28 protein-coding genes are annotated in these 24,058 nt (G+C 52.2%); 9 read left to right on the top strand and 19 right to left on the bottom strand.

Going from position 1 to position 24,058, the window contains the following annotated elements; genetic code table 11:
• The first annotated feature begins 26 nt into the window (after nucleotides 1–26).
• Genes CI070_RS08985 through CI070_RS08970 form a run of 4 tightly spaced genes read left to right on the top strand, consistent with a single transcriptional unit; the run spans nucleotide 27 to nucleotide 5,906 of the window.
• A complete protein-coding gene (locus CI070_RS08985; RefSeq protein ID WP_065529076.1) occupies nucleotides 27–434 on the top strand; it encodes a hypothetical protein in 408 nt (135 codons plus the stop codon).
• Nucleotides 431–2,638 carry a hypothetical protein gene (locus tag CI070_RS08980; RefSeq protein WP_065529077.1) on the top strand — a complete coding sequence of 736 codons (2,208 nt, stop codon included), beginning with the start codon at nucleotides 431–433 and terminating at the stop codon, nucleotides 2,636–2,638. The genes CI070_RS08985 and CI070_RS08980 overlap by 4 nt, the downstream gene beginning before the upstream one ends.
• Nucleotides 2,635–3,408 (top strand): hypothetical protein, encoded by a 774-nt coding sequence (locus CI070_RS08975; RefSeq protein ID WP_065529078.1) that lies wholly within the window; start codon nucleotides 2,635–2,637, stop codon nucleotides 3,406–3,408. The genes CI070_RS08980 and CI070_RS08975 overlap by 4 nt, the downstream gene beginning before the upstream one ends.
• Nucleotides 3,390–5,906 carry a hypothetical protein gene (locus tag CI070_RS08970; RefSeq protein ID WP_065529079.1) on the top strand — a complete coding sequence of 839 codons (2,517 nt, stop codon included), beginning with the start codon at nucleotides 3,390–3,392 and terminating at the stop codon, nucleotides 5,904–5,906. Before CI070_RS08975 ends, CI070_RS08970 begins: the two co-directional genes overlap by 19 nt.
• 42 nt (nucleotides 5,907–5,948) lie before the next feature.
• Here CI070_RS08970 and CI070_RS08965 read toward each other — a convergent pair whose 3' ends face one another.
• Nucleotides 5,949–6,512: a GYF domain-containing protein gene (locus CI070_RS08965; protein ID WP_065529080.1), complete on the bottom strand. Its 564-nt coding sequence runs from the start codon at nucleotides 6,510–6,512 to the stop codon at nucleotides 5,949–5,951.
• 326 nt (nucleotides 6,513–6,838) lie between these two features.
• Nucleotides 6,839–7,186 (bottom strand): hypothetical protein, encoded by a 348-nt coding sequence (locus CI070_RS13985; protein ID WP_218824897.1) that lies wholly within the window; start codon nucleotides 7,184–7,186, stop codon nucleotides 6,839–6,841.
• Here CI070_RS13985 and CI070_RS08960 point away from each other — a divergent pair.
• Nucleotides 7,104–7,589 carry a SanA/YdcF family protein gene (locus tag CI070_RS08960; RefSeq protein WP_179218277.1) on the top strand — a complete coding sequence of 162 codons (486 nt, stop codon included), beginning with the start codon at nucleotides 7,104–7,106 and terminating at the stop codon, nucleotides 7,587–7,589. The two genes, CI070_RS13985 and CI070_RS08960, sit on opposite strands and share 83 nt — an antisense overlap.
• 413 nt (nucleotides 7,590–8,002) lie before the next feature.
• Here CI070_RS08960 and CI070_RS13980 read toward each other — a convergent pair whose 3' ends face one another.
• Both CI070_RS13980 and CI070_RS08955 read right to left on the bottom strand, forming a co-directional pair.
• Nucleotides 8,003–8,419, bottom strand: a complete 417-nt coding sequence (locus tag CI070_RS13980) for a hypothetical protein (protein ID WP_143247129.1) — start codon at nucleotides 8,417–8,419, stop codon at nucleotides 8,003–8,005.
• 9 nt (nucleotides 8,420–8,428) lie between these two features.
• Complete coding sequence (locus CI070_RS08955) at nucleotides 8,429–9,421, bottom strand: alkaline phosphatase family protein (protein WP_256943502.1); 993 nt, start codon at nucleotides 9,419–9,421, stop codon at nucleotides 8,429–8,431.
• A 183-nt stretch (nucleotides 9,422–9,604) separates the two neighbouring features.
• Between CI070_RS08955 and CI070_RS08950 the strand changes: the two genes are divergently transcribed.
• Together CI070_RS08950 and CI070_RS08940 are read left to right on the top strand one after the other, a co-directional pair.
• The gene (locus tag CI070_RS08950; RefSeq protein WP_094135245.1) at nucleotides 9,605–10,012 is read left to right on the top strand and encodes a hypothetical protein; all 408 of its coding nucleotides are present in this window, start codon (nucleotides 9,605–9,607) and stop codon (nucleotides 10,010–10,012) included.
• Nucleotides 10,013–10,438: 426 nt separating this feature from the next.
• Nucleotides 10,439–11,638: a tyrosine-type recombinase/integrase gene (locus tag CI070_RS08940; protein ID WP_179218276.1), complete on the top strand. Its 1,200-nt coding sequence runs from the start codon at nucleotides 10,439–10,441 to the stop codon at nucleotides 11,636–11,638.
• Here CI070_RS08940 and CI070_RS08935 read toward each other — a convergent pair.
• The 14 genes from CI070_RS08935 to CI070_RS08875 form a co-directional block, all read right to left on the bottom strand.
• Complete coding sequence (locus CI070_RS08935; protein ID WP_094135242.1) at nucleotides 11,589–12,083, bottom strand: terminase small subunit; 495 nt, start codon at nucleotides 12,081–12,083, stop codon at nucleotides 11,589–11,591. The two genes, CI070_RS08940 and CI070_RS08935, sit on opposite strands and share 50 nt — an antisense overlap.
• Nucleotides 12,080–12,472: a hypothetical protein gene (locus CI070_RS08930; RefSeq protein WP_094135241.1), complete on the bottom strand. Its 393-nt coding sequence runs from the start codon at nucleotides 12,470–12,472 to the stop codon at nucleotides 12,080–12,082. Before CI070_RS08930 ends, CI070_RS08935 begins: the two co-directional genes overlap by 4 nt.
• Entirely contained in the window at nucleotides 12,469–13,092 is a 624-nt protein-coding gene (locus CI070_RS08925) for an ATP-binding protein (protein WP_179218275.1), read from the bottom strand. The genes CI070_RS08930 and CI070_RS08925 overlap by 4 nt, the downstream gene beginning before the upstream one ends.
• On the bottom strand, nucleotides 13,089–13,865 hold the full coding sequence (locus CI070_RS13185) for a hypothetical protein (protein WP_094153246.1): 777 nt from the start codon (nucleotides 13,863–13,865) through the stop codon (nucleotides 13,089–13,091). The genes CI070_RS08925 and CI070_RS13185 overlap by 4 nt, the downstream gene beginning before the upstream one ends.
• Before the next feature lie 2 nt (nucleotides 13,866–13,867).
• On the bottom strand, nucleotides 13,868–14,371 hold the full coding sequence (locus CI070_RS08920) for a hypothetical protein (protein WP_094135239.1): 504 nt from the start codon (nucleotides 14,369–14,371) through the stop codon (nucleotides 13,868–13,870).
• A gap of 20 nt (nucleotides 14,372–14,391) precedes the next feature.
• The gene (locus CI070_RS08915; RefSeq protein WP_094135238.1) at nucleotides 14,392–14,976 is read right to left on the bottom strand and encodes an ASCH domain-containing protein; all 585 of its coding nucleotides are present in this window, start codon (nucleotides 14,974–14,976) and stop codon (nucleotides 14,392–14,394) included.
• On the bottom strand, nucleotides 14,973–15,488 hold the full coding sequence (locus CI070_RS08910; protein ID WP_143245483.1) for a hypothetical protein: 516 nt from the start codon (nucleotides 15,486–15,488) through the stop codon (nucleotides 14,973–14,975). Before CI070_RS08910 ends, CI070_RS08915 begins: the two co-directional genes overlap by 4 nt.
• 14 nt (nucleotides 15,489–15,502) lie before the next feature.
• Nucleotides 15,503–16,378, bottom strand: coding sequence for a hypothetical protein (locus CI070_RS08905; RefSeq protein WP_094135236.1), 876 nt, complete (start codon nucleotides 16,376–16,378; stop codon nucleotides 15,503–15,505).
• Nucleotides 16,375–17,490 carry a RecB family exonuclease gene (locus CI070_RS08900; RefSeq protein ID WP_218824895.1) on the bottom strand — a complete coding sequence of 372 codons (1,116 nt, stop codon included), beginning with the start codon at nucleotides 17,488–17,490 and terminating at the stop codon, nucleotides 16,375–16,377. The genes CI070_RS08905 and CI070_RS08900 overlap by 4 nt, the downstream gene beginning before the upstream one ends.
• 86 nt (nucleotides 17,491–17,576) lie before the next feature.
• Nucleotides 17,577–18,611: a hypothetical protein gene (locus CI070_RS08895; RefSeq protein WP_143245482.1), complete on the bottom strand. Its 1,035-nt coding sequence runs from the start codon at nucleotides 18,609–18,611 to the stop codon at nucleotides 17,577–17,579.
• A gap of 322 nt (nucleotides 18,612–18,933) precedes the next feature.
• A complete protein-coding gene (locus CI070_RS13975) occupies nucleotides 18,934–19,344 on the bottom strand; it encodes a hypothetical protein (protein ID WP_143247130.1) in 411 nt (136 codons plus the stop codon).
• A 52-nt stretch (nucleotides 19,345–19,396) separates the two neighbouring features.
• Nucleotides 19,397–19,822: a hypothetical protein gene (locus CI070_RS08890; protein ID WP_094135233.1), complete on the bottom strand. Its 426-nt coding sequence runs from the start codon at nucleotides 19,820–19,822 to the stop codon at nucleotides 19,397–19,399.
• Nucleotides 19,823–19,834: 12 nt separating this feature from the next.
• Nucleotides 19,835–20,062, bottom strand: coding sequence for a hypothetical protein (locus CI070_RS13635; protein WP_094135232.1), 228 nt, complete (start codon nucleotides 20,060–20,062; stop codon nucleotides 19,835–19,837).
• Between the two features lie 237 nt (nucleotides 20,063–20,299).
• Nucleotides 20,300–20,530, bottom strand: coding sequence for a hypothetical protein (locus CI070_RS08875; RefSeq protein WP_094135230.1), 231 nt, complete (start codon nucleotides 20,528–20,530; stop codon nucleotides 20,300–20,302).
• 83 nt (nucleotides 20,531–20,613) lie between these two features.
• Here CI070_RS08875 and CI070_RS08870 point away from each other — a divergent pair, with 83 nt between their 5' ends.
• Nucleotides 20,614–21,066: a homeobox domain-containing protein gene (locus tag CI070_RS08870; RefSeq protein WP_143245481.1), complete on the top strand. Its 453-nt coding sequence runs from the start codon at nucleotides 20,614–20,616 to the stop codon at nucleotides 21,064–21,066.
• 247 nt (nucleotides 21,067–21,313) lie between these two features.
• On the opposite strand, the gene CI070_RS13970 is transcribed toward CI070_RS08870, so the two are convergent.
• Entirely contained in the window at nucleotides 21,314–21,502 is a 189-nt protein-coding gene (locus tag CI070_RS13970) for a hypothetical protein (protein WP_218824894.1), read from the bottom strand.
• A 96-nt stretch (nucleotides 21,503–21,598) separates the two neighbouring features.
• Between CI070_RS13970 and CI070_RS08860 the strand changes: the two genes are divergently transcribed.
• Nucleotides 21,599–24,055 carry a hypothetical protein gene (locus tag CI070_RS08860; RefSeq protein WP_143245480.1) on the top strand — a complete coding sequence of 819 codons (2,457 nt, stop codon included), beginning with the start codon at nucleotides 21,599–21,601 and terminating at the stop codon, nucleotides 24,053–24,055.
• The last annotated feature ends 3 nt before the right edge of the window (nucleotides 24,056–24,058 follow it).

Below are 24,058 nucleotides of genomic sequence, written 5' to 3'. Positions count from 1 at the left end.
CCTGTTTCCTCCACCATTATTGAGGCATGGACACGACCGTCTCTCCCTTTTCCATTACCTTTGACGGGCGCCCCGTCGTGCGCGCCGGGGAATTCCTGCTCGACTCCCTGCCGGAACACGCTTTCCCGGTGCAGTTCGGCACGTCCGCCACGCCGATCATCAACAGCCCGTTCCCCAGGCTGGACGCATTCGGCAACCTGTCCCTGTCCTTCACCATCTCCACCGTGCGGGAATGCGCCTCCCACATGGACGCGTGGAACGCCTTTTACGAATGGCTCAACGAATGGAAAACGGCGGGGAAAGGGGAATGGGCCTGGACCGACGCCTGCGGCCGTGAACAGCGCTTTGAAGCCATCATCGCCGACGCCGAGCCGAAGGTTCAGGGCCTGCGCCTTATTGTCTCCTACAACTTCACCCTGGGCCGCCCCCTATGAAAACCATTGACGTATCTTCCGCCGACTTCCTGGACATGGCCGAAAGCCCGTCCTACAACCGGCTGTCCTTCGGGGGAGCCTCCGTCTCCTTCCGCGTGCCTGTCTCCCGGTTTGCCTCCTGCCCGTTTGAAGAAGGGGAAATAGTGAAAGTCGTCTGGCGCGGGAAAACCCTGCTCATCGGCCCGGTCATCGACCTGGAACATTCCCTTGAAGGAACCTCCGAGAGCTGGGACATCAGGATTTGCGATTACTGGTGGAACCTGAGCAACATCCAGTACTTCGTGAATGGCCGCGCCAACGGCATCTTTGCCGAATACCGCCGGGGCACAGGCGGAAGCGGTCAGGAAAAACAGGCGACCGCGAACATCCGGGACGCCCTCTCCGGAGTTCTGGACCACGCCGTCAGCACGGCCCTAGTTCCCATCAAATACGACCTCCGGATAGACAAGGATGCCGAAATCATTCCGTTTGCCTACTCGTCGGAAACGTATGCCTCCCTGCTTTCCCAGATCCAGAAATGGCGCCCCAATATGGCCGCGTGGTTTGAATACGGCGCGGACGACTCCGCCACGCTGGTCATTGCCGACCATGCCGCCCTGCCGGATGTCGTGCTCGACTTGTCCGCCGTGGACGTAAGCGCCCTGTCCCTCAAGGCGCGTCCCGATCTGGTGCCTCCGGCCGTGGGGCTGACCTGCAACGCCTCCGTTGTCTCCCGGATTCAGCGCGCGCTGGCCGTCTATCCCTCAGGCGCCTCCCTGTCCCAGCCCTATGTGGTGACGGCGGAAGTGGACGTTCCGGGCGGCGTCAAGGTCTCCGACACTGCCGGGCAATACAGCCCTGCGGAAACGGACTCGCTGGGTTACGACGCCCCGCGGATGATTGTCCGGGGAGACAAATTCCCGACCGGCACGGCCCAGTGGGCGGCCCGCGTCAAACGCTGGGCTCCGGCCCTGGAGGATTGCGCCGGCCTGGAAGTGGCGGCCAGTCCGAAAATTACGTCCATCACGCCGGCTGACGCGGAACACCGGGGATACAGCAATGCGGCCATCACCCACGAACTGACCTCCGGCCAGATAAACGGCAGGAGCGCAAGAATCAAATGGGGCAAGGTCCGGGTGGATTTGCGGGTGCGGGCGACGGAGCCCCCCGACACGGTGAAGCAATATTTTCCGGAATACGGCGGAAAATCCGGAACCGGGGACCGCTGGATCGGAACATTGACGTTTGAAGTGACCACGACGAATGTCGGCTACGCGTCCTACCGGGTGGACAGGGCAGGGACGGTGGAAAACGTATCCGACGACGGCGGAAGCCCCGGAGACGACGAAACATCGGGCAGCTACGACACCTCCGCACTGTATAAAAATTTCCTGAAATCCTACTACGAAGCCACCCGCGCGCTGCCCTATGACGGATCCGCGACCGTCCACGACGACTTTGACCAGGTCTGCGGGGGGCGCCTCTCCATCACGGGAGGATTGAAAGAATGGGAAACCATGCGGTCCGTCATCCAGGAAATATCCCTCGACCTTAAAACGGGAGTTTCCGACGTGACGGTGGGGGCCCCGGAACAGATCTCCCTGCAGGACTCCATCGACCGGAGCCGGCAGCTTGCCGAGGCGCTGCGCCGGACGGCCTGGGCGGACTCGTCCACGTCTTCCGGGGGAGGTTCTTCGGGCGGGGGATCCGGCAGCGGAGGCGGAGGCTCTTCCGGAGCGGACGATGAAGTCCCGGAGCTTCCCAGCGTCGGGCCGTCCGTAAAACTGCTGCAGGCCCAGGAGCCTCCCGCGTGGGGAACAAGCGCCGTTGAGGTGGGATTCCAATGCCGCCTGTCTTACGGGAGCGACGGCAAGGTGTCCGATGCCTACATCCGCCAGGGGAAGGCCGTTTATGCCGGCAGCTACATCGGGGGGCTGCTTCCGGAAGGGGACGGCTCCGGGGGATGGGTGAAAAGCCCCGTCACTTCCGGGGAAATCTGGCTCAAGATCCAGTTGGACAAGGACACGAAATACCTCGGATCCTCTCTGTCCGCCGCGGGCGGCGTCTCCGACCCCGTCAGGCTCGCGGAGGAAGACCGGAAAACCCCTTATGAATATTATTTCCATCTGGCCACCATCGACGGCAACAAGGTGGTGCAGCACCAGGCGGGCACGGTTTATCTCCAAATCCACCCGGGAACCTTCGGCCCCTCCGGAATGTCATGATCAGGATATACACCTTCACCTATGCCGGAGACGCGCAGGAAGCCGTGGCCTGCGTCCGGTGCGCCAGGACGGCTCTTCCGGAGGCGGTAGTTACGGTGGTGGACGACAGCGCCGCCCCGGTGCCCCCGGAGGACAAGAGGGCCCTTGTAGCGCATGGGGCGCGGTATCGCCGGAGTTCTTTCCCCCGCTGCGGCAACCTGCGCGGCCCGGAGTGCGTCCGGGGAATTATTGCCACGCTGGCCGGGGGGGCGGCGGATGGCGACACCGTCGTCAAGATTGACTCCGACACGGCGCTTCTGTCGGGCGGCTGGGTCAGGGAAATGAAACACAACGGGCTTGCGCTGCACGCCGCCGGGTACCTGGTCCCCCGGAACCCGTCCGAACGGTCCGCCTACGGAAATTGCTACGCCCTGAGCGGACGGGCGTCCAGGATGGCCGCCGAAGCGCTGGAATGCGCCGCCATCCCCCCGCTCGCCCCGGAAGACCTCACCATCTGCCGGGCCGTCATGGATGTCTGCGGCCGGGAGCGTGTCCGGCTTGACGAGCCGTGGACGCCCCTGAACCGGGCCGGGCGGTGGTCCTGGTGGAACTGGGACAGCCGGACGGCGAACCCGGAGGATTATGCCCGCAGCTATGACGTGGTGAGCGTCGGCAATCCCCGGCCTCCCCACGTTCCCAAAAACGCCCGCCGGGAAGTCATGCGCGCTCTGTGCGACGCCCGTTTGAATCTCAACAGCCAATCAATAGAACCATGTCAGACAGAAACCTGAACATCAATATCAGAACGACCGCCGACACCTCCGGCGCCACTCAAGCCGCCGCATCCTTGGACAGGATACGGGAATCCGGCGAATCCATTTCGCAGACTTCCGGCGTGATGGACCGGATCGCAGATTCTCTTTCCCGTGTCAAAACGGCTGCCGGGGAAACCGGCGACGCCATGAAGGACGGCATGGGCGCGGAATATGAAAAAGCCCTGGAAAACGCCAATTCCAAACTTGACCAATACGCCGACGCCCTGACCGCCGCCGGCTCCCGGATGAAAGCCGCCTTTAACGACAACCCGGGATTGACCGGGTTTATTGACGAAGTCACCAACGCCGTGCTGACCTCCGAGGAATTCAGGAAGAAGCTGGAACAGGTGGATGACGTCTTTGAAGTCCTCAACAACAAAATGTCTGATTTGGATCTCGGGGCGAAATGGGGAGATGACCTTGACGAAAACCTTCAACAAATCATCGACGGCTACAACAAGGAAATGGACGCGGCCGACAAGGCCGCGGAAAAGGCGGAAGCCGCGGAGGCCCGGAAGCAGCAGGCAGCCGCCGCCACGGTGGAACGGCTGGAGGCCAACAACCGCCGCGCCTCTGCCACCTATGAGGAATTGCAGGCCGAATTGGAATCCTACATTGCCAAGTTGGAAGAAGCCCGGAAGGCCGGGGACAACGTGGCCCAGGCGGACGCCCTGAAGAATATCCAGGACCTGGGACGGCGCATCAAGACGGCCGGAGATGCCGGGCAACTCACCTCCACGCAGGTCAAGGGGCTGGCGGGGCAGATTACCATTGCGGCAACGCGCATCCTGGGCATGTCCAGCTCGCTCCGGGGAGCTATCCCGTTCATTCATTTATTCGGAACCACCATCAAAACGGCGATGGGGCCGCTGGGCTGGGCCATGCTGCTGATCCAGGGGCTGACCGCCGGCATTACCGCTTTGATTGACCACTTCAAGGCCAAAAGCGACGAATTGGAGCGGCAGGCGGAACAGGCAACCGAAAGGATGAAAAAACGTGCCAGGGATACTGCCGAATCTATCAAAAAGAGTTATGAAGCTATCCAGGACTATAACAAAGCCGACCGAACACAGGAAATCAACAAAGGGTTTGAAGACTTTGTGAAGGGCATTACGACGCAATACCGTTTGCAAACGCAGGAGATTGAACGGCAAATCCAGCTACGGAGGGAGGAAGCCGCCCGCCAGAAGGGGATTGACACGCAGGAAGCCGAACTTGCCCGCGTGAAGTTGGACAATGACTTTGAAGACGGAAAAATCACCGAGAGGCAACGGGACTACGGCATGATGATGATCAACCAGAATCTTGACGATAAAATACGCCGCCGAGATCTGGAAGTAGCGCAGAAGGAATTCATGGACTACGGAAAGCAGTTGGATACGGCCGTTCAAAACCGTGACCGTTTACAAGACAAGGACTTCGATATGAAGTTCATTCAAGGGCAGATGCCTTCCCTTCAGGAAGTTCGGGGTCTGTTCAATCAACAGCAAAAAGCCCAGGAACGAATTGATGCCGCCAATAGGGAATTAAAAAAAATGCCGAATCCTGATGAATTAAAAAAGCAAATAGATAACTTATCTAAAATTCCATTCCAAGGGATAGATATTCTTGATAATTCGCGTTCTGCTTTACTCAAAGAACTTAAAGAGAAACAAGAGAAACAGCAACGCCTTTTGTCTGCCCGTGATACCGCCCAGGATGAAGGAAACGCCGCCAATGTCAGAATAGATGAACTCCGGGATTTGTTTCGTCAATCCGGCGTGAACTTTGAACCCTCCTACAAGCGGGGAACGGACGTAACCAGCCGAACCGGGGAATATCAAAAAGCCCTGGAAGACCAGAACAGCAAGGCAAAAGAACTTGCGGACAAACTTGCCGATGCCAGAGAAGAAGCCGGGAAGCTGGGGGATATTATGGGGGCCTATGAACGCAACATTGTTGATCAGGAGCGGAGCATCAGGACGCAAGACCAGCTCAATTCAGCCAATATCGACTTGTTCAACAAGCGGGCCGACAAAAAGGAAGCTCAGGAAGCCAAGAAGGCCCAGGAAAAGCTTGAGAAAGAGCATGAGCGGGAATTGAAGAAGCTTCAGCGGGAACAGCAAAAAGATGCTAAAAATACGTCTAAAACTTTTGTACAAGGATTGCTTATGAAGACTGGCGAAAGCTCTAGCCCCCAGCAATCAGACCTAGCCAACAAGGCACTTGATGCCATACGTAAAAATATAGAAGCTGCGGCAGCTGATGGACACATTGATGAAGCTGAAATGAGAGAATTAGGTAAGCTCTACGTTGCTAAGCTTCAGGAATTAGGACTGGCAACAAAACGTGCCGTCAATGGACTAAAAGAGGAATTAACCCAGGGGCTTAGAGGAATCAATGCTCAAATTGACGCAATAGGAAAATGGGCTAATACTACCGAAAGGCAGAAACGCCCCGGGGGCATTGTTAATCTTCCTTACCGTAAAAGATGATGGACAAGCCCTTAGCATTCACGTCCTTATTTTAGGGGCGTTTTAATCTTTGTTCCCAACGTTATATAACCTCTTGGCTATTGTGGAAAGCAGGTCAACGACACGAGAGAGCAATTTGATAACCTTGGCACACCAGAAGCACCCAAGGCAGAAGAAGGCTCCGGAAAGCAGGTAAATAATACCAATAGCGGCATATCCTGGCCCCGTGTTGCATAAAGCTAGTATCACCCCAGCGAGTAGAGCAAGAATACCCATGATCTGGAATAATCCCTCAACAGTTATCTCCAACGGTTCAGATTCGCTTGGTCGCGTATCCTGTTGTTCATGAATCTTTTGCCAAGCAGGTTTATTTAATTGTGCCTGTGCTTCATCGAACCTTCTTCGTGCCTCTTCCTCTTTTTTACGGGTAGCCTCACCCCTTTGAAAGGCTTGTATTTTCCGCTCATGTTCTAAAAGGGCGTAAAATCGCATCCATCTTTGATCCCCAGCAATGCAAACAAGAGTATCATCATTTATCTTGCCTTCGGTGTAGAAGGTTTCCAAAGATTCAAAAGAATACGGCCCCTCCGTTTGCCCTTCCTCCGTTGCAATGTAATACCGTTCCATTGCTTTTTATCATTTCCAGATAGTATTTTTCTGCAAGTCCAAAATAGACAAGGCTGATTTTTTCTGGCACTCTTCCTTCTGGAAAGAATTACCGAGAATACGAGCGAGAAATGAATCGTAAAAACTGAAATAGTTACCCAGTAGTTACCTATGAATCGTTTTCTAATAAAAATATTGAAATACCAATATTTTGAATTTGTCTTAAAATCTGTTGTCCGCAAGGACGTACCGGTTCGAGTCCGGTCGGGGGTACTTCTCTAAATAACAGTAAATTATGTAAATTAAAGGCTCGTTTTTGGCGGGCCTTTTTTGTTTGGCTCCACTCACTATTTGCTGGCTGAAATGGAAACACGGAGTATGAAGTTGTTGGGTATCTTCAGGTCGGGAAAATCAGATGGTTCATGGTTCCCTGGAAAAAAGGGAATGCTGTTGGCGTTGAAAATAGCAGGAGGCATTCTTGCGGCTGCGGTTGTGATGTGCGTTGCTGCAGAATGGTACATTGATTCCGTTTCAGGGGGCAGGATTGTTGAGCATTCCAGGGATGTCCCCGTTCGTGCTCCTGTTCTGGTGTTAGGATGCTCCCCGACATTCATGGGCGCCCCTAACGGATATTTCCATAACAGGATGGATACGGCCTCGGAACTTTGGAAGAATGGAAAGGCAACGGTTTTCATCGTTTCCGGAGATAATAGTTCTCATGCTTACAATGAACCGGAATGGATGAAACAGGCTCTGGTGGAGCGTGGCGTCCCAGAGGAGCGGATTGTATGTGATTTTGCAGGGTTGCGGACTCTGGATTCTGTCGTGAGGATGAAGGAAATTTTTGGTGTTTCGGCGATGATTATTGTTTCTCAGGAATTTCACAATGAACGCGCCCTGGCAATCGCGGCGCATGAGGGGATGGATGCCTGGGCCGTCAGCGCGCCGGATGTTCCTAACCGCCGTTCCCGTATGAAAAGCTGGTTCAGGGAGCGTGCGGCCCGCGTATGGATGATGCTGGACTTGTGGGTTTGGAGTCGTGAACCTCGTTTTTTGGGTGAACCTGTGGTTTTGCCGGAAATAAAAGAGGAAAAATGAACAACACCTTAGCGGCAGGGCGCATCATAAGATGTCTTTTGATGCGGTACGATCACCCGGAAGGAGAGAGTACCCGCGCCTTGAATTATTAAATGCTGAATGGCCTGCTCATGTCGGTTACGTGGGATGATTGCCATGAAGGTGGGAAAGGAGCCAGAAGGGCTGAGTGAACAATTCATTATGAAAGACGGCAGGGGGATGGAATGGGAGAGGTTAAGACGGACGATTTTTCAGGGAAGCAACGTACTGCCAGTGAAAAAATGTTGATGTTTGCAGTCCATGCCGTGTGTCTGGAGGTCATGAACCAGTTCGTGCGCAAAAATACGGTCAGAATTCAGGAGAGAGGCTGGGCTGGCAGTGGAGGCCGTGCGCTTTATTGTCCTCCATAGAAAAAACAGGCGCAATCCTTCCCCTTATCTTATGCGTATGGGCGGGCAACGGTTGAAAAAAGGATGGTTGGAAAACATCAGAAAGCTGATGGTCTGGTTGGGATAAGCTTGTCTCCATGTCTTTGGAAAAAACACGCCTGAACAGGTTCTGTTGCGCTTTGAGGCGGCTGATAGCCTCCTGTTGGAATTCCTTGTTTGATTAAAAAGGAGAAAAAATACGGTGAAAATCATTGACTCTTTCCGGGGAAGTGCTATGCAAGCTGTAGCGGCTTGTGGGAAGCAGGCCGTTTTATTCCGCCTGTCATGTTCCCTTCTTCTAGCGGTCAGGAAGGCCGTCTCTCCAACGGCAAAGGCTCGGTTCAACTCCGGCAGGGAATGCCAGCGGCAGGCATGTTTTTTGTTTTTTCGTGAAGAGACGGCAATTTGCATCAGAAGAAGCAAGGCGCTGGGTTATGATGGGAACACGCTTTCAATGACTTTCCCCGTCCATTCCGGTAGTGGCTTTCCTCCGAATAAATGAAGAATCATGGGAGCGGTATTGGTGGTGTTGTTCGGTTCGGTGATCAGGAAATTTCTCTTAATGCCCGGGCCTGAAATTCCCCATGGAATTATCATTTCCGCTGCGCTCGTACCCCCGTGGCCTTTTCCGATTCCCCCATGATCCGTCAAAAATAAAAAATGCGTATCGTTGAATAAGTTTTCCTGCCTCAATTTCTGAAAAAAGATTCCAATTTGCTGATCCGCCTCTTCAATAGATTGAAGATATTCATTGGACATCCATCCGTACTTGTGCCCCGCATTATCTGTATGAACGGAATAGAGGAAAACCACAGTCGGGATGTGGCGGTGTTTCATGATGAATTGGAAAGCCTGGTTGTAATTGGGGATATAGGCATCGTCTTTCAGATACTTGATTTCATCCAGATATTTTTCGTTGAACGGATAGGCGAGAGGTTTCCAATTATAATAAAAGGCTGTTTTACAGGAAGGCTGGCATTGTTTCAGGGCCTGAAATACGGAGGGATAATATCCGTCTTCGTCTTTCCGTACGGCGGGGTAGGAGGAAGTCGCCAGCGTCCAGTTATTATTGAAGACACCGTGCTGTTCCGGGCCGCTGCCGGTTAAGTGACTGGTCCAGTTCGGCAAAGTGACGGAGGGCATCACAACCCTCGTATCCAGAGAGAAAGCTCCCTGTGACATCATTCCTTTTAAGGAGGGAGCATGCGCCTTTTGAAAACCTTCCAGACAAATCCCGTCCAGGGAAATCATGATCACTCTTTTGGCGGAATTGTCGGGAGTAATATCCGGTACGGAATTTTTAGGAATGCCGGAACCATATTGTGTGGCGGAAAGGGCTGTATCGCTCGTCGCCATTCCTGCCGCCGCCAGACCTAATTGATTCAGGAAATTCCGGCGGGTTGTTTGATGAGAAGAGTTTTCCATATAAAATACATACTGTCGGCTTGGAATATTTTTATCAACTCTTGCCAGCATGCCGGACAGGAGCGTGGTCTCAATCTGGACGTTTTACACAGGATGACATTTTCCGTGAGCGGGAGCAGATTTTCAGGGAAGTGGTGTTATGTGCCGCCGTTATTGAAATCAACCGATTAGCGTAATCATACCATGAGAGAGATACAAATACAGTTTTCCAAGCCCGGCAACTGGCGAGAATTCACGCTGACAGCCATCTACCAGGATTCGGATGGATATACCCGTATAGACCGCTATAAACAGAATGACATACCGGCCAACCAGGCCCCGGCTTTAGGCGCGGCTGTAGCCGTCATTGAGGACATGGGAGAGGACTGGCAAGCTGTCCAGGTATGGGCAAGGCTGGGAAATACCTCTGTGCTGAATCATTCCGCAGGAGATGATGAGGCCGTTGAGTTTGGTGAAGCCGTTCTGCTGACGATTGAGGCTGTCAATAGCCTTGGAGGCCGCCGTATTTTTACCCCTGTTAATTATGCACAGTTCATACTGGTGGATTTTGCCTCCATATCATTCTTCAAGTATTTTACCATCAGAAAATAATAAGGATATCAGCAAATAAGGTAGGACTGACTGCATGATGGCGGCTGGCTGGGGATATGTGATGCAGCGGCTTTAGAGCATGGCAATGAAGAGGGGGTGAATAGATGAAATATCTTGTTCCTTATCAAGGATGCTTCCTCCACATCCTTTTCCGCCTACTGCCTGGGAGAAAGGAGTATTCCTGCGTACAAATTGCAGCACATTGTTTCCAAAAGCCGTTATCATGTACTGCGGCTCTATAAAAACAACAACCGCAAGCATTCTGTTTCAAACGCTTGCGGTTGTTTTGAGATGGTGGAGGCGACACTATATCCTTATTGTTTCTAAAGTGTAAAACAACGTATTTACAACGTTTTTCTATGTCTTCAATGTTGCCAAAATGGGCTAAACAATCTATAAATGTCTTGCAGTTTGTCTTGCAGTATCATGGCTTCCTTATTCAAAAGAGACACAACAAAATATTGGTACGCCTCTTGGCGGAGCGGTGATAAACGAAAACTTGTCTCAACGAAGGTACCAGTAAAAGGTGAAATAATCAACGGCATCAAGGAGACTCCCTCCCAAGCCCGAACCCGTGCCCAAATCATTGCAGATGGATATGAGGCGGCTGACAAGGAAGGCGTCCATGCCATTAAGGTAAAAGCGACAATAGCCACCTTAGCCAACGAAGAAGCAAAAGAAGTTCCCAGTGTCAAAAAGTTCCTGAACGACTACATTGCCTCGCGAGAAGGGCAGCTCTCAAAAGGAACACTCGTCAACTCTAAAACCGCCATCAAACTCTTCTTGGAACACCTCGGAAAGAAAGCATCCATGCCAATCTCCTCCGTCAAAAGGTCGGACGTCAAAGACTTCGTCAACGAACAGGTCAAGCACGTCCGAAAGAAGACTGTCCAGAAGTACATGACCTCTCTGTCACCTGCATTCATGGCGGCTCTCGACAGCGAAATCATCGACAAAAACCCATTCTTCCGAATCAAAGTTCCCGACTCTCAAGCTTTTGAGGAAACGGAGAAGGAAGCATTCACCATTGAAGAAGTCACTCAAATGCTTCAAGAACTGCCTTCTGAATGGAAAAGCATGGTCATCTTCTCCCTCTACACCGGAGGGCAACGTCTCGGAGACATGGCAACCCTCAAATGGGAGCAAATAGACCTTGAAAACGGAATGATCATTCTCCGAACGGCCAAGACAAAAAGGCCAATGAGAATACCCATTGTTGCGACATTGGCCGAACATATCAAAACCCTGTCCCGCAATGGACAGTATGTCCACCCAGTAGCAGCAAGACGGTATGAGCGCAATGGTGCAGCCAATCTTTCCGAGCAATTCAGAAAAGAACTGGAATATTCCGGTATCGTCCCGAAACTCAAACCCTCGAATGGCAACCGTTCACGCACCGTCTCTCCCAAATCCTTCCACTGCCTCCGGGCTACTGCTGCCACTCTGTTACACACATCAGGGGTAGATGCAGCTTTGGCCCGTGAAGTAGTAGGTCATGACTCAAAGAAAGCCCACCAACTCTACATCAGGCCAGACGACGAACAACGCCGGGCTGCCCTCGAAAAACTCGCGGACGCTATGACTCCTCCGTCCCCCGAACCAACGGATCCGAAGGGAGAGATTTGAGCAGTGAGGAAAAAGACAACTCGCTCTTCACCTCAATTTTCTCTGGTTCGTAGGCTCCATCCATCTTATTCAGCTCCGCAATAGCGGACAGTTTGTTTGGCATCGTTATCTTGACAGTCGTGCCGAACTCGCTTTCTGTGACGCTGTGGGATTGGCACAAATCGGATTTTTCATCTACTTTGCCAATTGGAGTATTAACCACACGGGAAAGCCAGATCATGCGTTGTTGTTTAGTCAGAATGAGGGGGCTTTCCGCTTTTTTATTCAATTCGGAAAGATACTCCTGCACCTTAGCATTTTTTAGCAAACGTGACGCATTTGCAGAACATGTGGAGTCCTTGAGATGCTTTCCTCGTCCGTATGTATCACGGTATGCTTTGGAGCCATTCTTACCATTTTCAAAATAGCACCGGGCAAAATCCTTTAGCATTTCTTCCTTTTTCATAACTCAAAAATTTTCTTCGGATTCTGGACAATGGGAACGACACCAAATTGCCCATGTAAACTCCATCGCATGTGGCGAACCATTTTCACAATAGTCCTCACGCCCTGCTGTGTCACATAAAACTTCCGTCGTGTTGTTGGCGATATGTCTGCTCTGTTGGCATGCTTTTTGCGAGTGAAGACCACGTCTCCACTGCCAATCAGATACCCTAGAAGCCGCCCCACAGAAGGCAGGCTCAATCCTGTATGATTGGCAATGATGCCCGACGTGGCACCGGGGAACCGGGCAATCGTCGTCAGTACGGCCACCTGTGAAGCAAGTAACTGCTCCTCTGTAAAACAAATGGCGACATCGTTCAGAAGTTCCAAAGATGACAGTACCTTCTTCATGACAATCTCCTCTTCCTTTCAAAGCAATAATCCGGGGCGTTTTCCACTTCGCAGACCACATTGTCCCCCCTGTACATTCGGGAAGCTATTCGCACGTCAATCGTCTTGCCTATATCATCGCTCAACAAGTTTGACGTCCACAATGTCCATTTTCCAAGTCTACCGTCTGCAATTCGCACCAACATAGACCTTACGGCCTCTGTCGTATTTTCTGCCCCAATATCATCTAAAACCAGGACATATGGATTCTCCACCAAATGTTCCACAATCCCGAAATCTCCGTCTCGGTAAATAGAAACTACCTTCTGCCACTTCCAGCACTGCACAAGCCAGCCAGGCCGTTCCTTCTTCAAAATGGCCGCCACTGCTTCGGCAAGGTGTGTTTTACCTACACCGGACGCTCCCAGTAAGGAAAGCCACCGTCTCGGCCTTTGCTTGTTCAAAATATCATTTACGAACCATTGTGCGGCTCGGTGCATACCATGTACTTCTGGATGCACAGACTCGTCAAATCCTCCCATATCATAACGGACAGGCTTGTAGCCTCTCACAATCCCATCATGTGGATTATTGGCCGATTCCATAGCATCCCCAAGCAAAGAACTCGCATGCTTCATCATCGTCTGTAACTCCTTCCTTCGTTGGCATCCTTCCTGGGCACATTCCCTTGTCGCCCCTTCTGGATATTGTTCACAGCCCATGAACGGGCATATTTCCGGGCCGCAGGCTTCCAATCTGCAAGAGGAATGCCCCTCGAATCCTTCCAACCTCTGGCCGCGAAATCGTCAAAGAACGACTCCGCACACCGGGCCAGCTCATCCCCCTTCGGGGCCTCAAGCAAAGCCGCCATAAAGCGGTGAACCTCCTCGCTACACCGTGGAAACTGTTCTACACAGTGGCTCCCAGATAATATATTCGTCTCCGTCTTCTCCTGATCCTTCGTCTCCGCCTTCGCCTTCGTCTTAGCCGCGAGTGGCGGCGGTTCGCCGCAGTCCGCCGCGCTTCGCCGCGAATCGCCGCGCAACTCCGCAAACTGCGGAAAATCGCTGAACAATTCCGCAACCTCTGGCGTGACAGGGTAACGCGGTTTCGATTCCTTGCGAATGCGCTGCCCGTAATTCACAATTACCCCATATTGCTTTCCTTTGACCTCATAGAGACGGACAAGCCCGGCTGCCGAACAATCGTTCAGGCAACGTTGAATGTTGGTCTCCCTCATCTGGTCAAGTTTCAGCGGGTATAGGGATGGACGAAGAATTGCGGGGCGAGCATCGAATAATCCGAAATCGTCACCAACCGACAGCAAGCGGCGATAAAACACCTCCGCTTCCCAATCGAGCATATTCACTCTTTCGGAAGTCAAAATCCCATCTCGCAGAATTCTTGTAGGCATAATCAGGCAACATCCTCCTTTCCGATTTGAAAAACTCTCCTACTGATAGATGATCTAATTTTCAGAGGCTTATGAATAGCAAGACAGGCTGTCAGGAGACTTAGTTCTTCGGCGCGATCCGCCTCAAACCGTTGACTTCTTCGAAGTTCGCGCACTCGGCCGCCTTGCAGTACATGGAGTAACCCCCAACGCTCCGGCAAGTCATCTATCGTGATGACATCAGGCTCGCAAATGTAGTAACGGTAGATGCCCATGCCATCTTGAGGATTGGCTCTAAAAGGCTTCTTGGCATCTGCCAAAAAGTCAGAACGGCTTGTCTTTGCTTCCACGAGTACGCTGACCCGCCCATGCCATCCGATTGCATCCGGTTGTTCCGTGGTGATGATGCAATTTGGTTCCGCGATAGCAATACGGCATCCATATTTGCCAATGAGCCAACGTTCCGCAATTTCGCACAGCTCGCGGTGTGAACGAGGAATTAAAAGTGTGGATTTTTTACGAGCCATATTACTCAACCTCCTTTCCTTCAAGATCCTTCATCATCTTCCCCCTGTTCTGTTTCTTCTGGTTTGAAATCGTCACAGGCCGGATGATCCGCGGGCATTTCTTCCCACAAGTGACCGGATGCGAGAGACATGCAACAACCGTCCCAGCCGCTCCACAACTGGCATTCAACACACATCTTTGAAGTCAATGACGCTGCCTTTTCCAAAATGACCGCCTGCTCCGGGCTGATGTACTGCCACGACAGCGGCGGGCGGGTCAGGCCGATGACAGAGAGCGGCACGGCGGCGGGGAGCCTCACGGGGTCCTGGACTCCCCAGGCGTAGCAGGGGAGATAGGTCCGCAGGCGAGTTTTAGAGACGCAAGCATCTTTGATGAATAATCCAAGAGCTTTCCCGAATGGCATGTGGCGCATGTACACATAGGAAACCATCCGGCACTTGCCGATGATGGCCCGTTTTCCGTCTTTCCCGGACTCGTAGAGCCACAGCGTTACGGAGTCGCCTTTTTTTAAGCGCGGTACGTTTTTCCGCAACTCCCATCTCTTTTCCCCGGACAAAATTTTCTCGGAGAAAGGCCGCCTGACGGATAATAGGATGTTAATCATTGCTGGCCTCCTTTCATGCAAGCTGAACATCCCTGATCATGGCCGCGCAAAGAACACTTGTCGTTCACACAATCTTCACAGCGTCCAAAACTCAATTTAGGGGAATGAGGCGTCAGAGCATCCCAGCCTTTACGGCGGTCCTCAAACACGATTTCCACTTGTCCGGCGCGGGCCAGGTCATGCACGCGGTCAATCCCGGCACAATCCAGCGTCCTGTCATCAATGCCCAGGGCCTTGCATGCCCCGTCCAGGTAAGCCTTGCAGCGGGCAAGGCAGTTGTCCGCATCCGGCTTATTACCCTTGTAAAACCAGATCACCCGGTAATGCGTTGGTTGCATCCTCCGGCCATTCAGGGCTTCACAGGTGCGGCCCCAGGCTATATTCCGGGCGCGGCTCTTGGCAGCCGTCTTCTTGTATTCGGCCACCATGGCCCCCCTCGGAGTGAGAGGGGCCTTGGCATTGGGAGACAGGCAGCGCGGCGTGTGGGGCAAGGTAATTTTTAGTGAATCCATTTATATATCTCCCTTTAAATGCTGCTTACAAACTCACGTAATTTCGCGCGGTATTCGCTCCTTTCTTCCGATTCCTGCTCGTTCAGCTCGTCGTACAGACTGCGATCAAACAATTCTTCAATCGCATCCGTGCACAACCTTTGGAGCTTCTCGGGCATGACGGCATCAAGTTCCACCTGGCCCAACCCGTCCCAGTTGGCCGTGCGACTGTCCGTTTCCTTGGCGGGAGCCGGAGGCAGGTTCCAGTCAAGAACCTGGTGTTTCATCAGAGCGATACGTCGGACTTCGATGCTTTCGCATCCAAGCTTCCTGATATTTTCCTCAATGGCCCGCGGTATATCCTCACCGGATGGGTCGTAATCCCCAAAATACAGGATGACGGGCATTTTCCCTCTTTCCTCCGCTTCCCGGAAACGCTGTGTGGCTTCGTTCAAAAACGTAAGGGAGGGGTACCCTTTGCATGCTCCAAGGGCGACATCATAGCGCATACACGGGCTTTGAAACACGCCTTGCAGGGCTTTCTTCTCGATAAATACTTCGGGATAATACGGCTGGTTCTCCCATCGGTTTTTACAATAGAAATCCATCCATGCCTGAATCTGCTCCTTGGCTTTGTCGATAGAATCGTCAAGGTTGGTTTGTTCATAATCCGTCTTGCCGACCATCGTCCTGTCAAGGTCGGAAAAAGCATCGAAATCGACCAGTCCGGCCCAACGCGCTTCGATCATGGCGGCCACAACGCGCTTGTAGTGCTTGATGCTGTTGGTCAATCCCATGGACACAAGCTGATAATGCAGTGCACGGATGGTTAAAATGCCTTTTTGATAACGGTCTAACACGTCGATAGCGTTCTCCGTTATCCACGCCCGCGTGAATTCGTCTCGGCTCATGCCGCACCTCCCCCTATCTCCTTCACGGAGCCTTCGGAAACCTTCGTAGAAGCACACCCGGCAAGAGTCTTCCGCAGCCATTTCTTCGATTCGTCCACAGTGGTCGGGATTCCTTGGAGCTTTCTGACGGAGTGCACCAGCTTATCTAGCTCTGTAATCCCCACTTTGCAGCAAGAGGTGAACGCAGCCGCCCCGATAGAATCGGGGAACAGCTCATGCAAAACATTGAAAGCGGCTGCCGGGTCTGTTACCGTAAATGCCTTCTTCCCGGAAGTAAGACACAACCCTGGAATTTCCAGTTCGGCCTTCAAATCGGCTTTTACCTTCGCCTCCACAGAAGCGGCCCATTTCTTGGCGAGTTGAGCGAGGTCGTAGGCTTCTCTACGTTTTTCCGGGGACCACTGTTCCCATGAGGCAGTCAAATCCCCGGACGTCACATTTACCAGGGCCATCTTCACTGCCGGGCATGCCGTCTTGGCACGACAATACCGACAAGCTTTTTCATCGGGGCGCAGTGGAGCGTTGGGAACCTCCGCATCGGCAATAATCTTTCGCAGATACCTTTCTGCTCCATCCAAATGTTCGGGGAGGAACTTCACAAGCTGGGGCTTCCGGCGGCTCACGTAAGGCTGGATAATCCCTGCAAAAATGGTAGAGGGACAAGAACCCAGCTTATACCGGAGCAAGACGGCAAGGGCGGCAAGCTGGCGGTTCTGTTCAACAGGATCCACGGCAAGACGTCCGAACTTGTAATCCAGAATCAGGGCAATGTCTTTGAGGGGGGAATAATACACCTTATCCGGCTTACCGGAGAAAATGACATTACCGTCTTCATCCGTAGCGAACATCCGCTCTTCCCGGATGATTGTCAGATTGCAAGCTTCTGCGTCGAAAATATCCTCTACAAGCTCTCCTTCCACTTGGAAGCAGAACTCAATGAGTTCTGCCTGTTCCGGGTCGTCCGGTGTCCGGTTATGCTCCATGCAATCATGCAGGTATGTCCCCGTGGCTGCATCCTCGCTTTCTTCTTCCGGGGGACATTTTGATTCAGCAAGCCAACTTCCGGGACATTGTGCAAGGCGGAAAATACCGGATGCAGAAGGACGTCCCATGCGGGAATCTTTGTTAATAAGAGTAGTCTTCATATATACTTTATCCTTTCTATATTTTTGATTATTAGGACTAATATTAACGTCGTCTAATGGTCTAGCATAGTTCCAAACATGCCTCCTCCTTCTGGAACATCCAGACCGGGAATACCATCTTTGAAATTGTTAGATGCGGGGTCCGGGGAAGGGGCAGGAGCTTCCGGTACTGATGGAATGTTGGGATCCTTCACCTCACTCTGTTCTTCCGTCGGAAAAACATCATTCATGCGTATCATCCCGTCGGCAATGGACGTATAAACCCTTCCAAGACGATACACTTCGGCCATCGTCATATCGTTGGGTTCCAAGGAATGCCCCAACTTCTTCTCAAGCTGGGCGCGCGATACACCCAATTCGAGGAACTTGGCTTCCATAGACTGGATTCTTTCAGGCAGCTTTTCTGCATTGTCATCCTTCTTCAAGGTTGCGGAAACTATTTCCAAGGCTTCTTCGGTAAGCCAGCCGGGCACAACCTGTAAAATACAGGCACGGATGCGGCGGCTCGCCATATTGGCACACAGTTCGTAAATATCCCGCTCGTTGTCGAGGGCGACGCGCAGCATTTTTCCGGTCTTTTTCCCTCTGGAATCGGTCTCATTCTTGTCGCGGGTATGAGGCACGGAAAAAGAAATTTCTCTCCTTACGTTAGTCTCTTTATCAAAACAATAAGCGACACATTCCGATACATTGCAGCCGTTTCCGTCCGCGCCTTTGGGATCCCAGTGCCGGGCAACTTCCTTCCACCCGGCTTCTGCATTTCCCCAGGCGGAAATAAGGGCCTCCGCCAGTCGGATGCTCGGCCCCTCCACAGAAGTTCCCCCTCTCGGAAAAACATAAGTGGCAGATCTGGCTAAAGACAACTGGGAACAAGACTGCTTCATGCGGTCTTTAACATCATCCACATTACGCGGAAATTGCTTGGCAATCCAGATAGATGCCAGAACCTCGGTTACGGCTGCATTGCCAGTGATAGCAGCCAAGGCTCCACCTCCGGCGGAAGCCTGTATGGCAAACGGATTGCCCTGTGCTTGTGGTTGAAGAGGATTTGTAGTATTCATAGCCTTGTTACTTTGTTTGTTGGTCATTTCAATTTACGGGTAACATGGCCGGAAGTCCGTTGCCGCGGACTTCCGGCAACATTCAATTACATTCGGTACAAAATACCGATCGCGTCCGGACAATTGATGGCGATCGCTTCCATTTGTTTTCGTGAAAACCGAAGCTCATTTGTTCCATCGAAATAAGAGAGGATATTCCGTGTGCGTTCACTGAATATCCTGATAGCTTGCGATGGGGTTGCAACAACCTCACAATCACATGCTCTGAGATAATTACCCCTCCACCCCGTTGATGATGCAGCATGGCAATCGCCATCACTATCTATGTCAACAATCTTGTATTCTTCCCCTATTGTGTAATATGATCGTTTGAATTATTTGTAACTTTCACGATCGCTCCAATCTTCATGCCTTCTACAATCGGTCTGGGAGAAGGTTCAATATGCTGTGATTTGAACGAACAGCCTCTCAGCATGTATGCAAGAGCTGATTCACTATTTATTGATAGAGAGCTGTAGCCATCCATCTCGGATAGTACCTTGAACTCATTTGCGGGGAGGCAGGATTTCAGCAAATCCAATCCAATTTCCATGTAAGGTTTCACATGTCGTGGGTTTATGTAACCTCTTACGGCTTCACCTTGATAACTTAATCGGTAGTCTCCATCCGAATCAATACCTCTGACCGTAAACACTGTCCCTGCGGGATGGCCTTCAAATGATCGATTAAGTACTACTTTTGATCCGACTTGTATTGTCATAATTATTAGTTCTATTGGTTAATAAATGAGAGCGTTTCAGTCTTCGCATTCTTCACATTCGCAGCCCGCCGATTCCGAGCATGGCTGCAATGGGGTTCATCCGATCCTTCATTTTCTCTTTCCTTTGTGCCTCAAGGAATAGACGAACTCCTTCTCCTATGGTTTTTGCATTAGAATCAAAGCATTCATTTGCTTTAAGGAGATAGCCGCAGGCTCCCGTCCAAGCATAAACCTTATTATTCGCTCCATCCGACACAAACAGGGCATCAGAAGCTCTGAATATCCGGCGGATTTTTTCTTCATCTTCAAGGATGGCTGCAACGGCAACGTGTCCGTCGTAACGGCCAACCAGATCCATGACATGATCGATCGCTTTCTTGAGTTCTTCCTTTGTGACGGGTGCTTGTTCGGCAGTAGGATGGCAGTAGGCTTCGTCCGGCGTGCAGGTCTGCGTATTATTTTCTTCGGTATTGTCCATTGTATTGGTTTTCTATTGGTTATTGCTTTCCCCAGTCCGTAGGGAGCGGGACGGTTTTTCAAAGCCGTCAAAAGCTTTCATTGGCGTGGGAGACTCCGGGCAAAACCCGGAATGAGGAGACTTCCCTGCCTTCAACTCCGTATCGTCCTGGCTCACTACAAGCCAGTAAACCCATCCCACAAGCGCACCAAAAGCCGCTGCGCCAAGACATTCTCCGATAAACTTCAAAACCTTTTTCATGACGCTTGGAAATGGGCTGCTAAATACTCATCCAGACTCTTCTTCTGGATTCGGATAAAAGGGCGTCTCCTGCTATTCCTCGCTCCATTGCGGAAATCCAGCACAGCCGTTTTAATAGGCATTCCCTTTTCTTCCGCATCCTTCATGAGTCGGAACAGCGTAGTTCGGGAAATCCCGTAAACCGCTTCAACATCCTTCGGGCTATACCATTCCCGCTTTTCTGATATGGGCAACAGCTTAGGCATGGCACACCTCCTCCTTTCCGTCTTCTTGCTTTTTGAATGAAAGTAACGGGGAGGAAGTCTTATCGGGGAATGATGGCAGCATGCGGCGGGCAACGACCTCTAAAACGACCTTCAAAGCTTCATCCGGGGTGACATGATAAGCAGTCGCCACACCGAGAAGATAGACGCTCGCCCGATGGCTGAACTCCGAAGGGTTAATCTCAATGGCTGATTTCGTCTGCATGAATAAAAATTAGGTCTATAGACACATAATGTCAACATATATGTGTCCAAGGACACAAAATAATAGCTTTACAAATGTGTCGCGTGACCTATAATCGCCTCATGCCCAGCGATGAAGAAAATTTCAAAAAAAGTGTGAAGGATTGGCTGAAAGCCACCAAAAGGGACAGAGAATGGCTTGCGGAACAATGTGGAGTAAAAAAATCAGCCGTGGATGAATGGTTTAAGAAAAGAAGGGACATACCAACACCCTCGGCCATCATCATCAAAAAACTGATGGAAGAATCTCCCATTAAGGACTTCGGAAACCCTCCCGGACTCCCGGAAAATATCTTGGACAACAAACTCTATTTATCCATCTCGCCTGACCTTCACGAAACGCTTGAAACGCAGGCATTTCTCAACAACATGACACTGTCCGCATATTGTTCCCTCATCATCGAATGGGCGGCAGACCATGAAGGAATCATCCTCAATGACATCCTCGCCATGTTTGAAAAGAAGTGGAAGGATAGAGAAGAAGACGGAGAAAAGTAAACACTCTGCTCAACGCAGTAACCCCCACACAAGTAGGGCGGCAGCTTGTATGGCAAAAATCCATACTGCCGCCTTATCGTGTTTCTTGGCAAGCTCCGTCAGAAACACAATTTCGCCTATGCCTACCCATAGGCTCCATAAAAGAATAACAGGGAAATGGAACCAAGCATCCTTGGAAATGTGGAATACTCCATAGCCTCCGGCTATTGCAACAGCAGCCCATATCAAACAGCACTGAATGGCAGGCTTACACATATTTTCCCCTTTCTTCCTTTCTCCCAAAATACCACGGAAACAACTTCTTCGCCCCCTCTTCGGACAACGCACGGCGTGTAAACTTCGCCGCTACCCACTCATCGCGCTCCTCTCCGGTAGTGAACATCCGCAGGCGTAAGGTGGGAATCCGTGTTTCTTCGATGGCGTAAAACCTGATCATTCGCAGAAAAACGTAACAAAAGCGGAAGCGAATGTCAGGCCCTTTTTAACACCGTGAGCATATCCGGGGTACGGTGGCCCGCTCTATCATGGCCCCATGAAAAGAGTGGCCTTCAACGGCGGAGAACTGTCACCGGAACTCGCCCTGCGCTCGGACATGGACGTCTACATGCGCGGCGCGCAAACCTTGGAAAACTTCGACGTCTCCCAAATGGGCGGCATCCGCCGCCGCCGTGGCATGCGCCCCTTTGCCGATGCCTTGGATGGCTCCCGAATCATCCCCTACATCTACTCCACGGATGACCGTTATATCGTGGAAATCAACTCGGAAAAACTCCGCGTCTTCAACACCTCCGGCGCGGTCATCTCGGAACATGACTCCTACATCGGCAGCATAGACAAGCTGCGTTTCAAGCAAGTCAACAGCCTGCTCGTTCTCACATCGCCGGATTACCCCGTCATGGTACTCAAGCGCAACGGTGCAGGGGAATGGACATTTGAGGAATTCCAATTCAAAAGCGTCCCATGGCGTGAGGAAGGCTACCGGGACTACCCCGTCACCGTCTCGCGCGATGCTTCCGGGGACTACTCCGTTTCCTTTCCTGAAGAACTCGAAGATGTCGAAAGGGAATGCAGCTCTGGCGACCTCCTCCGCGTCTCCTACTACACCACCCAGCAAGACCTCTTCAACTACGCCTCCCAGCTTCTCAACGGCGTCTCCATCATCACCGTCCTCTCGCCATCCTCCAACATCGCCAAAGGGCAGAAAATCGCCCGGCGCACGGATGAAACCAAACGCTACTACTCCTGCACGGATGACTGGACAGGATCCACCTCATTTGTCACCGGATTAACGGCCCCGGAAAACTACCCGGACAACTTCCTCGCCGCAGAATCCATAGACGGCTACGACCAAGTCACTCCCATCAATGCACTCGCCCAGGGAATGAGTTTCAAAAAGGGAGACAAAATCGTCTTGGACTCCGGTTACTGGGAATACTGGACGTGCATCAGAGACTTCAACGCTGCCTCCTACGTCTCCGGTTCCGTCGCTCCGGAAGACTACCCCGGCCACTTCATCCGGGGCCTTGCCATTGGCTCTGCCGCCCCATGCCGGGGAACATGGCAATTCTACTGCTCCGGTTCTTGGATTGGCGAATACGAAGTCCGCCGCTCCTACGAAGGCCGGGAACTCACCGACGAATGGGAAACTCTCGGAAACTCCTACTCCCGCATCGGTTCCACCTCCAACACCCTCCTCACCGGAGACGAACAAAAAGAAGAATGCTGGCTGCGCCTCTTCATCACCCGCTCCCGGTATGAAGGAACTTCCATCATCAACGGCTTTCCTGCGGACTCGTGCAGCAACCGTCTCGTTATCTCACCATACAAACATGACATGCTCCTCCGTTACACCACCGTCGAAGACGAAAGCGGGGAAATCATCTCCTACTCGTGGGACTACATCAACGACATCAAGCTCAACTACACCGGATCCCGCGACGTCATCGACTGGTCTTGGCAGGCGTATAGCGACAAATACGGCTATCCCTCCCTCTGTGACGTCTACAACCAACGCCTCGTCTTCGCATCCACCGCAGCCCAGCCTCAAACAATCTGGATGTCCGCCACGGACGACATCAACAACTTCCATGTCGGAAAAACGGATGACTCCGCCTTGGCCGTGACCATGTCCACCACCACACAGAACCCTATCTGCTGGCTCATGGCGCAGGGAGCGCGCCTCTTGCTCGGCACCTCGGACGCGGAATGGGTTGTCTCATCCGGTGGCAGCCAGTCCATCACCTATGCCAACGCCCGTATCGACAACCACGGCTACGTTGGCTCCGCAGACACCCCGGCAATCATGGCTACGGACAAAGTCGTCTACTTTGAGCGCGGTTCGGGCCGTCTTTACCAATACGGATATGACTTCTCCTCGGACGCTTACGTCTCCCGTGACCTCACTGTCTTCTCTGACCATATCCTCCGCAATGGCGGTGGCGTCCGGGACGGCTGCTTCATCCGCAAGCCGGACTCCCGCGCCTTCTTCGTCCTGAACAACGGCACCGCCGCCCTCATGACCTACAACTCCCTTCATGAAGTCAACTGCTGGCATCGCTACACCACCGCTGGAACCATGGAATACTGCGCCGTTCTCCCCAACGGCACGGAATCGGACTCCCTCTACCTCATCGTCCGGCGGGCCGACGGACGATACATTGAAGTCATCGACGACCAAAGCCCCTATATAGACCGCTACGAACACGACTACACCTCCACCATGATCACCAACGCCCTCACCAGCGTTGAATACCGGGCCAAGCAGCAACCATCGGCGGAAATTAAATTCTGCTTCGCGGAAGAAACGGAAGTGGAAGGCATCCAAATCACCACGGACGGCACCACATGGGACAACCTTGACCGCAATGACCCCACCATCCCCAAAGGCTGGAACTCCCTTGTCTCCTCCGGGCACTGGGACTATGACGTCATCGTCGGCATCCGCGTCACCGGAGAACGTCCCCTCCACATCCTCGCCATACAAGGCTGAAAC

The sequence above is a fragment of the Akkermansia muciniphila genome, assembly GCF_900184965.1.
In the GTDB taxonomy this organism is placed as follows: Bacteria; Verrucomicrobiota; Verrucomicrobiia; order Verrucomicrobiales; family Akkermansiaceae; genus Akkermansia; species Akkermansia muciniphila_A.
The sequence above is the reverse complement of the archived record's forward strand: the minus strand, read 5'-3'. Positions and strand labels throughout refer to the sequence as shown.

Bases quoted from the DNA above. Each gene is read 5' to 3' on its own strand.
- CI070_RS08960 (WP_179218277.1), top strand. From the start codon at position 7,104: ATGGGCGCCCCTAACGGATATTTCCATAACAGGATGGATACGGCCTCG.
- CI070_RS13635 (WP_094135232.1), bottom strand. From the start codon at position 20,062: ATGAAAAAGGTTTTGAAGTTTATCGGAGAATGTCTTGGCGCAGCGGCT.
- CI070_RS08930 (WP_094135241.1), bottom strand. From the start codon at position 12,472: ATGAAGAAGGTACTGTCATCTTTGGAACTTCTGAACGATGTCGCCATT.
- CI070_RS08905 (WP_094135236.1), bottom strand. From the start codon at position 16,378: ATGAGCCGAGACGAATTCACGCGGGCGTGGATAACGGAGAACGCTATC.
- CI070_RS08970 (WP_065529079.1), top strand. From the start codon at position 3,390: ATGTCAGACAGAAACCTGAACATCAATATCAGAACGACCGCCGACACC.
- CI070_RS13985 (WP_218824897.1), bottom strand. From the start codon at position 7,186: ATGAAAACCGTTGCCTTTCCATTCTTCCAAAGTTCCGAGGCCGTATCC.
- CI070_RS08965 (WP_065529080.1), bottom strand. From the start codon at position 6,512: ATGGAACGGTATTACATTGCAACGGAGGAAGGGCAAACGGAGGGGCCG.
- CI070_RS08895 (WP_143245482.1), bottom strand. From the start codon at position 18,611: ATGACCAACAAACAAAGTAACAAGGCTATGAATACTACAAATCCTCTT.
- CI070_RS08915 (WP_094135238.1), bottom strand. From the start codon at position 14,976: ATGATTAACATCCTATTATCCGTCAGGCGGCCTTTCTCCGAGAAAATT.
- CI070_RS08900 (WP_218824895.1), bottom strand. From the start codon at position 17,490: ATGGGACGTCCTTCTGCATCCGGTATTTTCCGCCTTGCACAATGTCCC.
- CI070_RS08910 (WP_143245483.1), bottom strand. From the start codon at position 15,488: ATGGATTCACTAAAAATTACCTTGCCCCACACGCCGCGCTGCCTGTCT.
- CI070_RS08860 (WP_143245480.1), top strand. From the start codon at position 21,599: ATGAAAAGAGTGGCCTTCAACGGCGGAGAACTGTCACCGGAACTCGCC.
- CI070_RS13970 (WP_218824894.1), bottom strand. From the start codon at position 21,502: ATGATCAGGTTTTACGCCATCGAAGAAACACGGATTCCCACCTTACGC.
- CI070_RS08890 (WP_094135233.1), bottom strand. From the start codon at position 19,822: ATGGACAATACCGAAGAAAATAATACGCAGACCTGCACGCCGGACGAA.
- CI070_RS08875 (WP_094135230.1), bottom strand. From the start codon at position 20,530: ATGCAGACGAAATCAGCCATTGAGATTAACCCTTCGGAGTTCAGCCAT.
- CI070_RS08985 (WP_065529076.1), top strand. From the start codon at position 27: ATGGACACGACCGTCTCTCCCTTTTCCATTACCTTTGACGGGCGCCCC.
- CI070_RS13975 (WP_143247130.1), bottom strand. From the start codon at position 19,344: ATGACAATACAAGTCGGATCAAAAGTAGTACTTAATCGATCATTTGAA.
- CI070_RS08955 (WP_256943502.1), bottom strand. From the start codon at position 9,421: ATGGAAAACTCTTCTCATCAAACAACCCGCCGGAATTTCCTGAATCAA.
- CI070_RS08975 (WP_065529078.1), top strand. From the start codon at position 2,635: ATGATCAGGATATACACCTTCACCTATGCCGGAGACGCGCAGGAAGCC.
- CI070_RS08935 (WP_094135242.1), bottom strand. From the start codon at position 12,083: ATGAAAAAGGAAGAAATGCTAAAGGATTTTGCCCGGTGCTATTTTGAA.
- CI070_RS08940 (WP_179218276.1), top strand. From the start codon at position 10,439: ATGGCTTCCTTATTCAAAAGAGACACAACAAAATATTGGTACGCCTCT.
- CI070_RS08920 (WP_094135239.1), bottom strand. From the start codon at position 14,371: ATGGCTCGTAAAAAATCCACACTTTTAATTCCTCGTTCACACCGCGAG.
- CI070_RS08980 (WP_065529077.1), top strand. From the start codon at position 431: ATGAAAACCATTGACGTATCTTCCGCCGACTTCCTGGACATGGCCGAA.
- CI070_RS13185 (WP_094153246.1), bottom strand. From the start codon at position 13,865: ATGCCTACAAGAATTCTGCGAGATGGGATTTTGACTTCCGAAAGAGTG.
- CI070_RS08950 (WP_094135245.1), top strand. From the start codon at position 9,605: ATGAGAGAGATACAAATACAGTTTTCCAAGCCCGGCAACTGGCGAGAA.
- CI070_RS08925 (WP_179218275.1), bottom strand. From the start codon at position 13,092: ATGATGAAGCATGCGAGTTCTTTGCTTGGGGATGCTATGGAATCGGCC.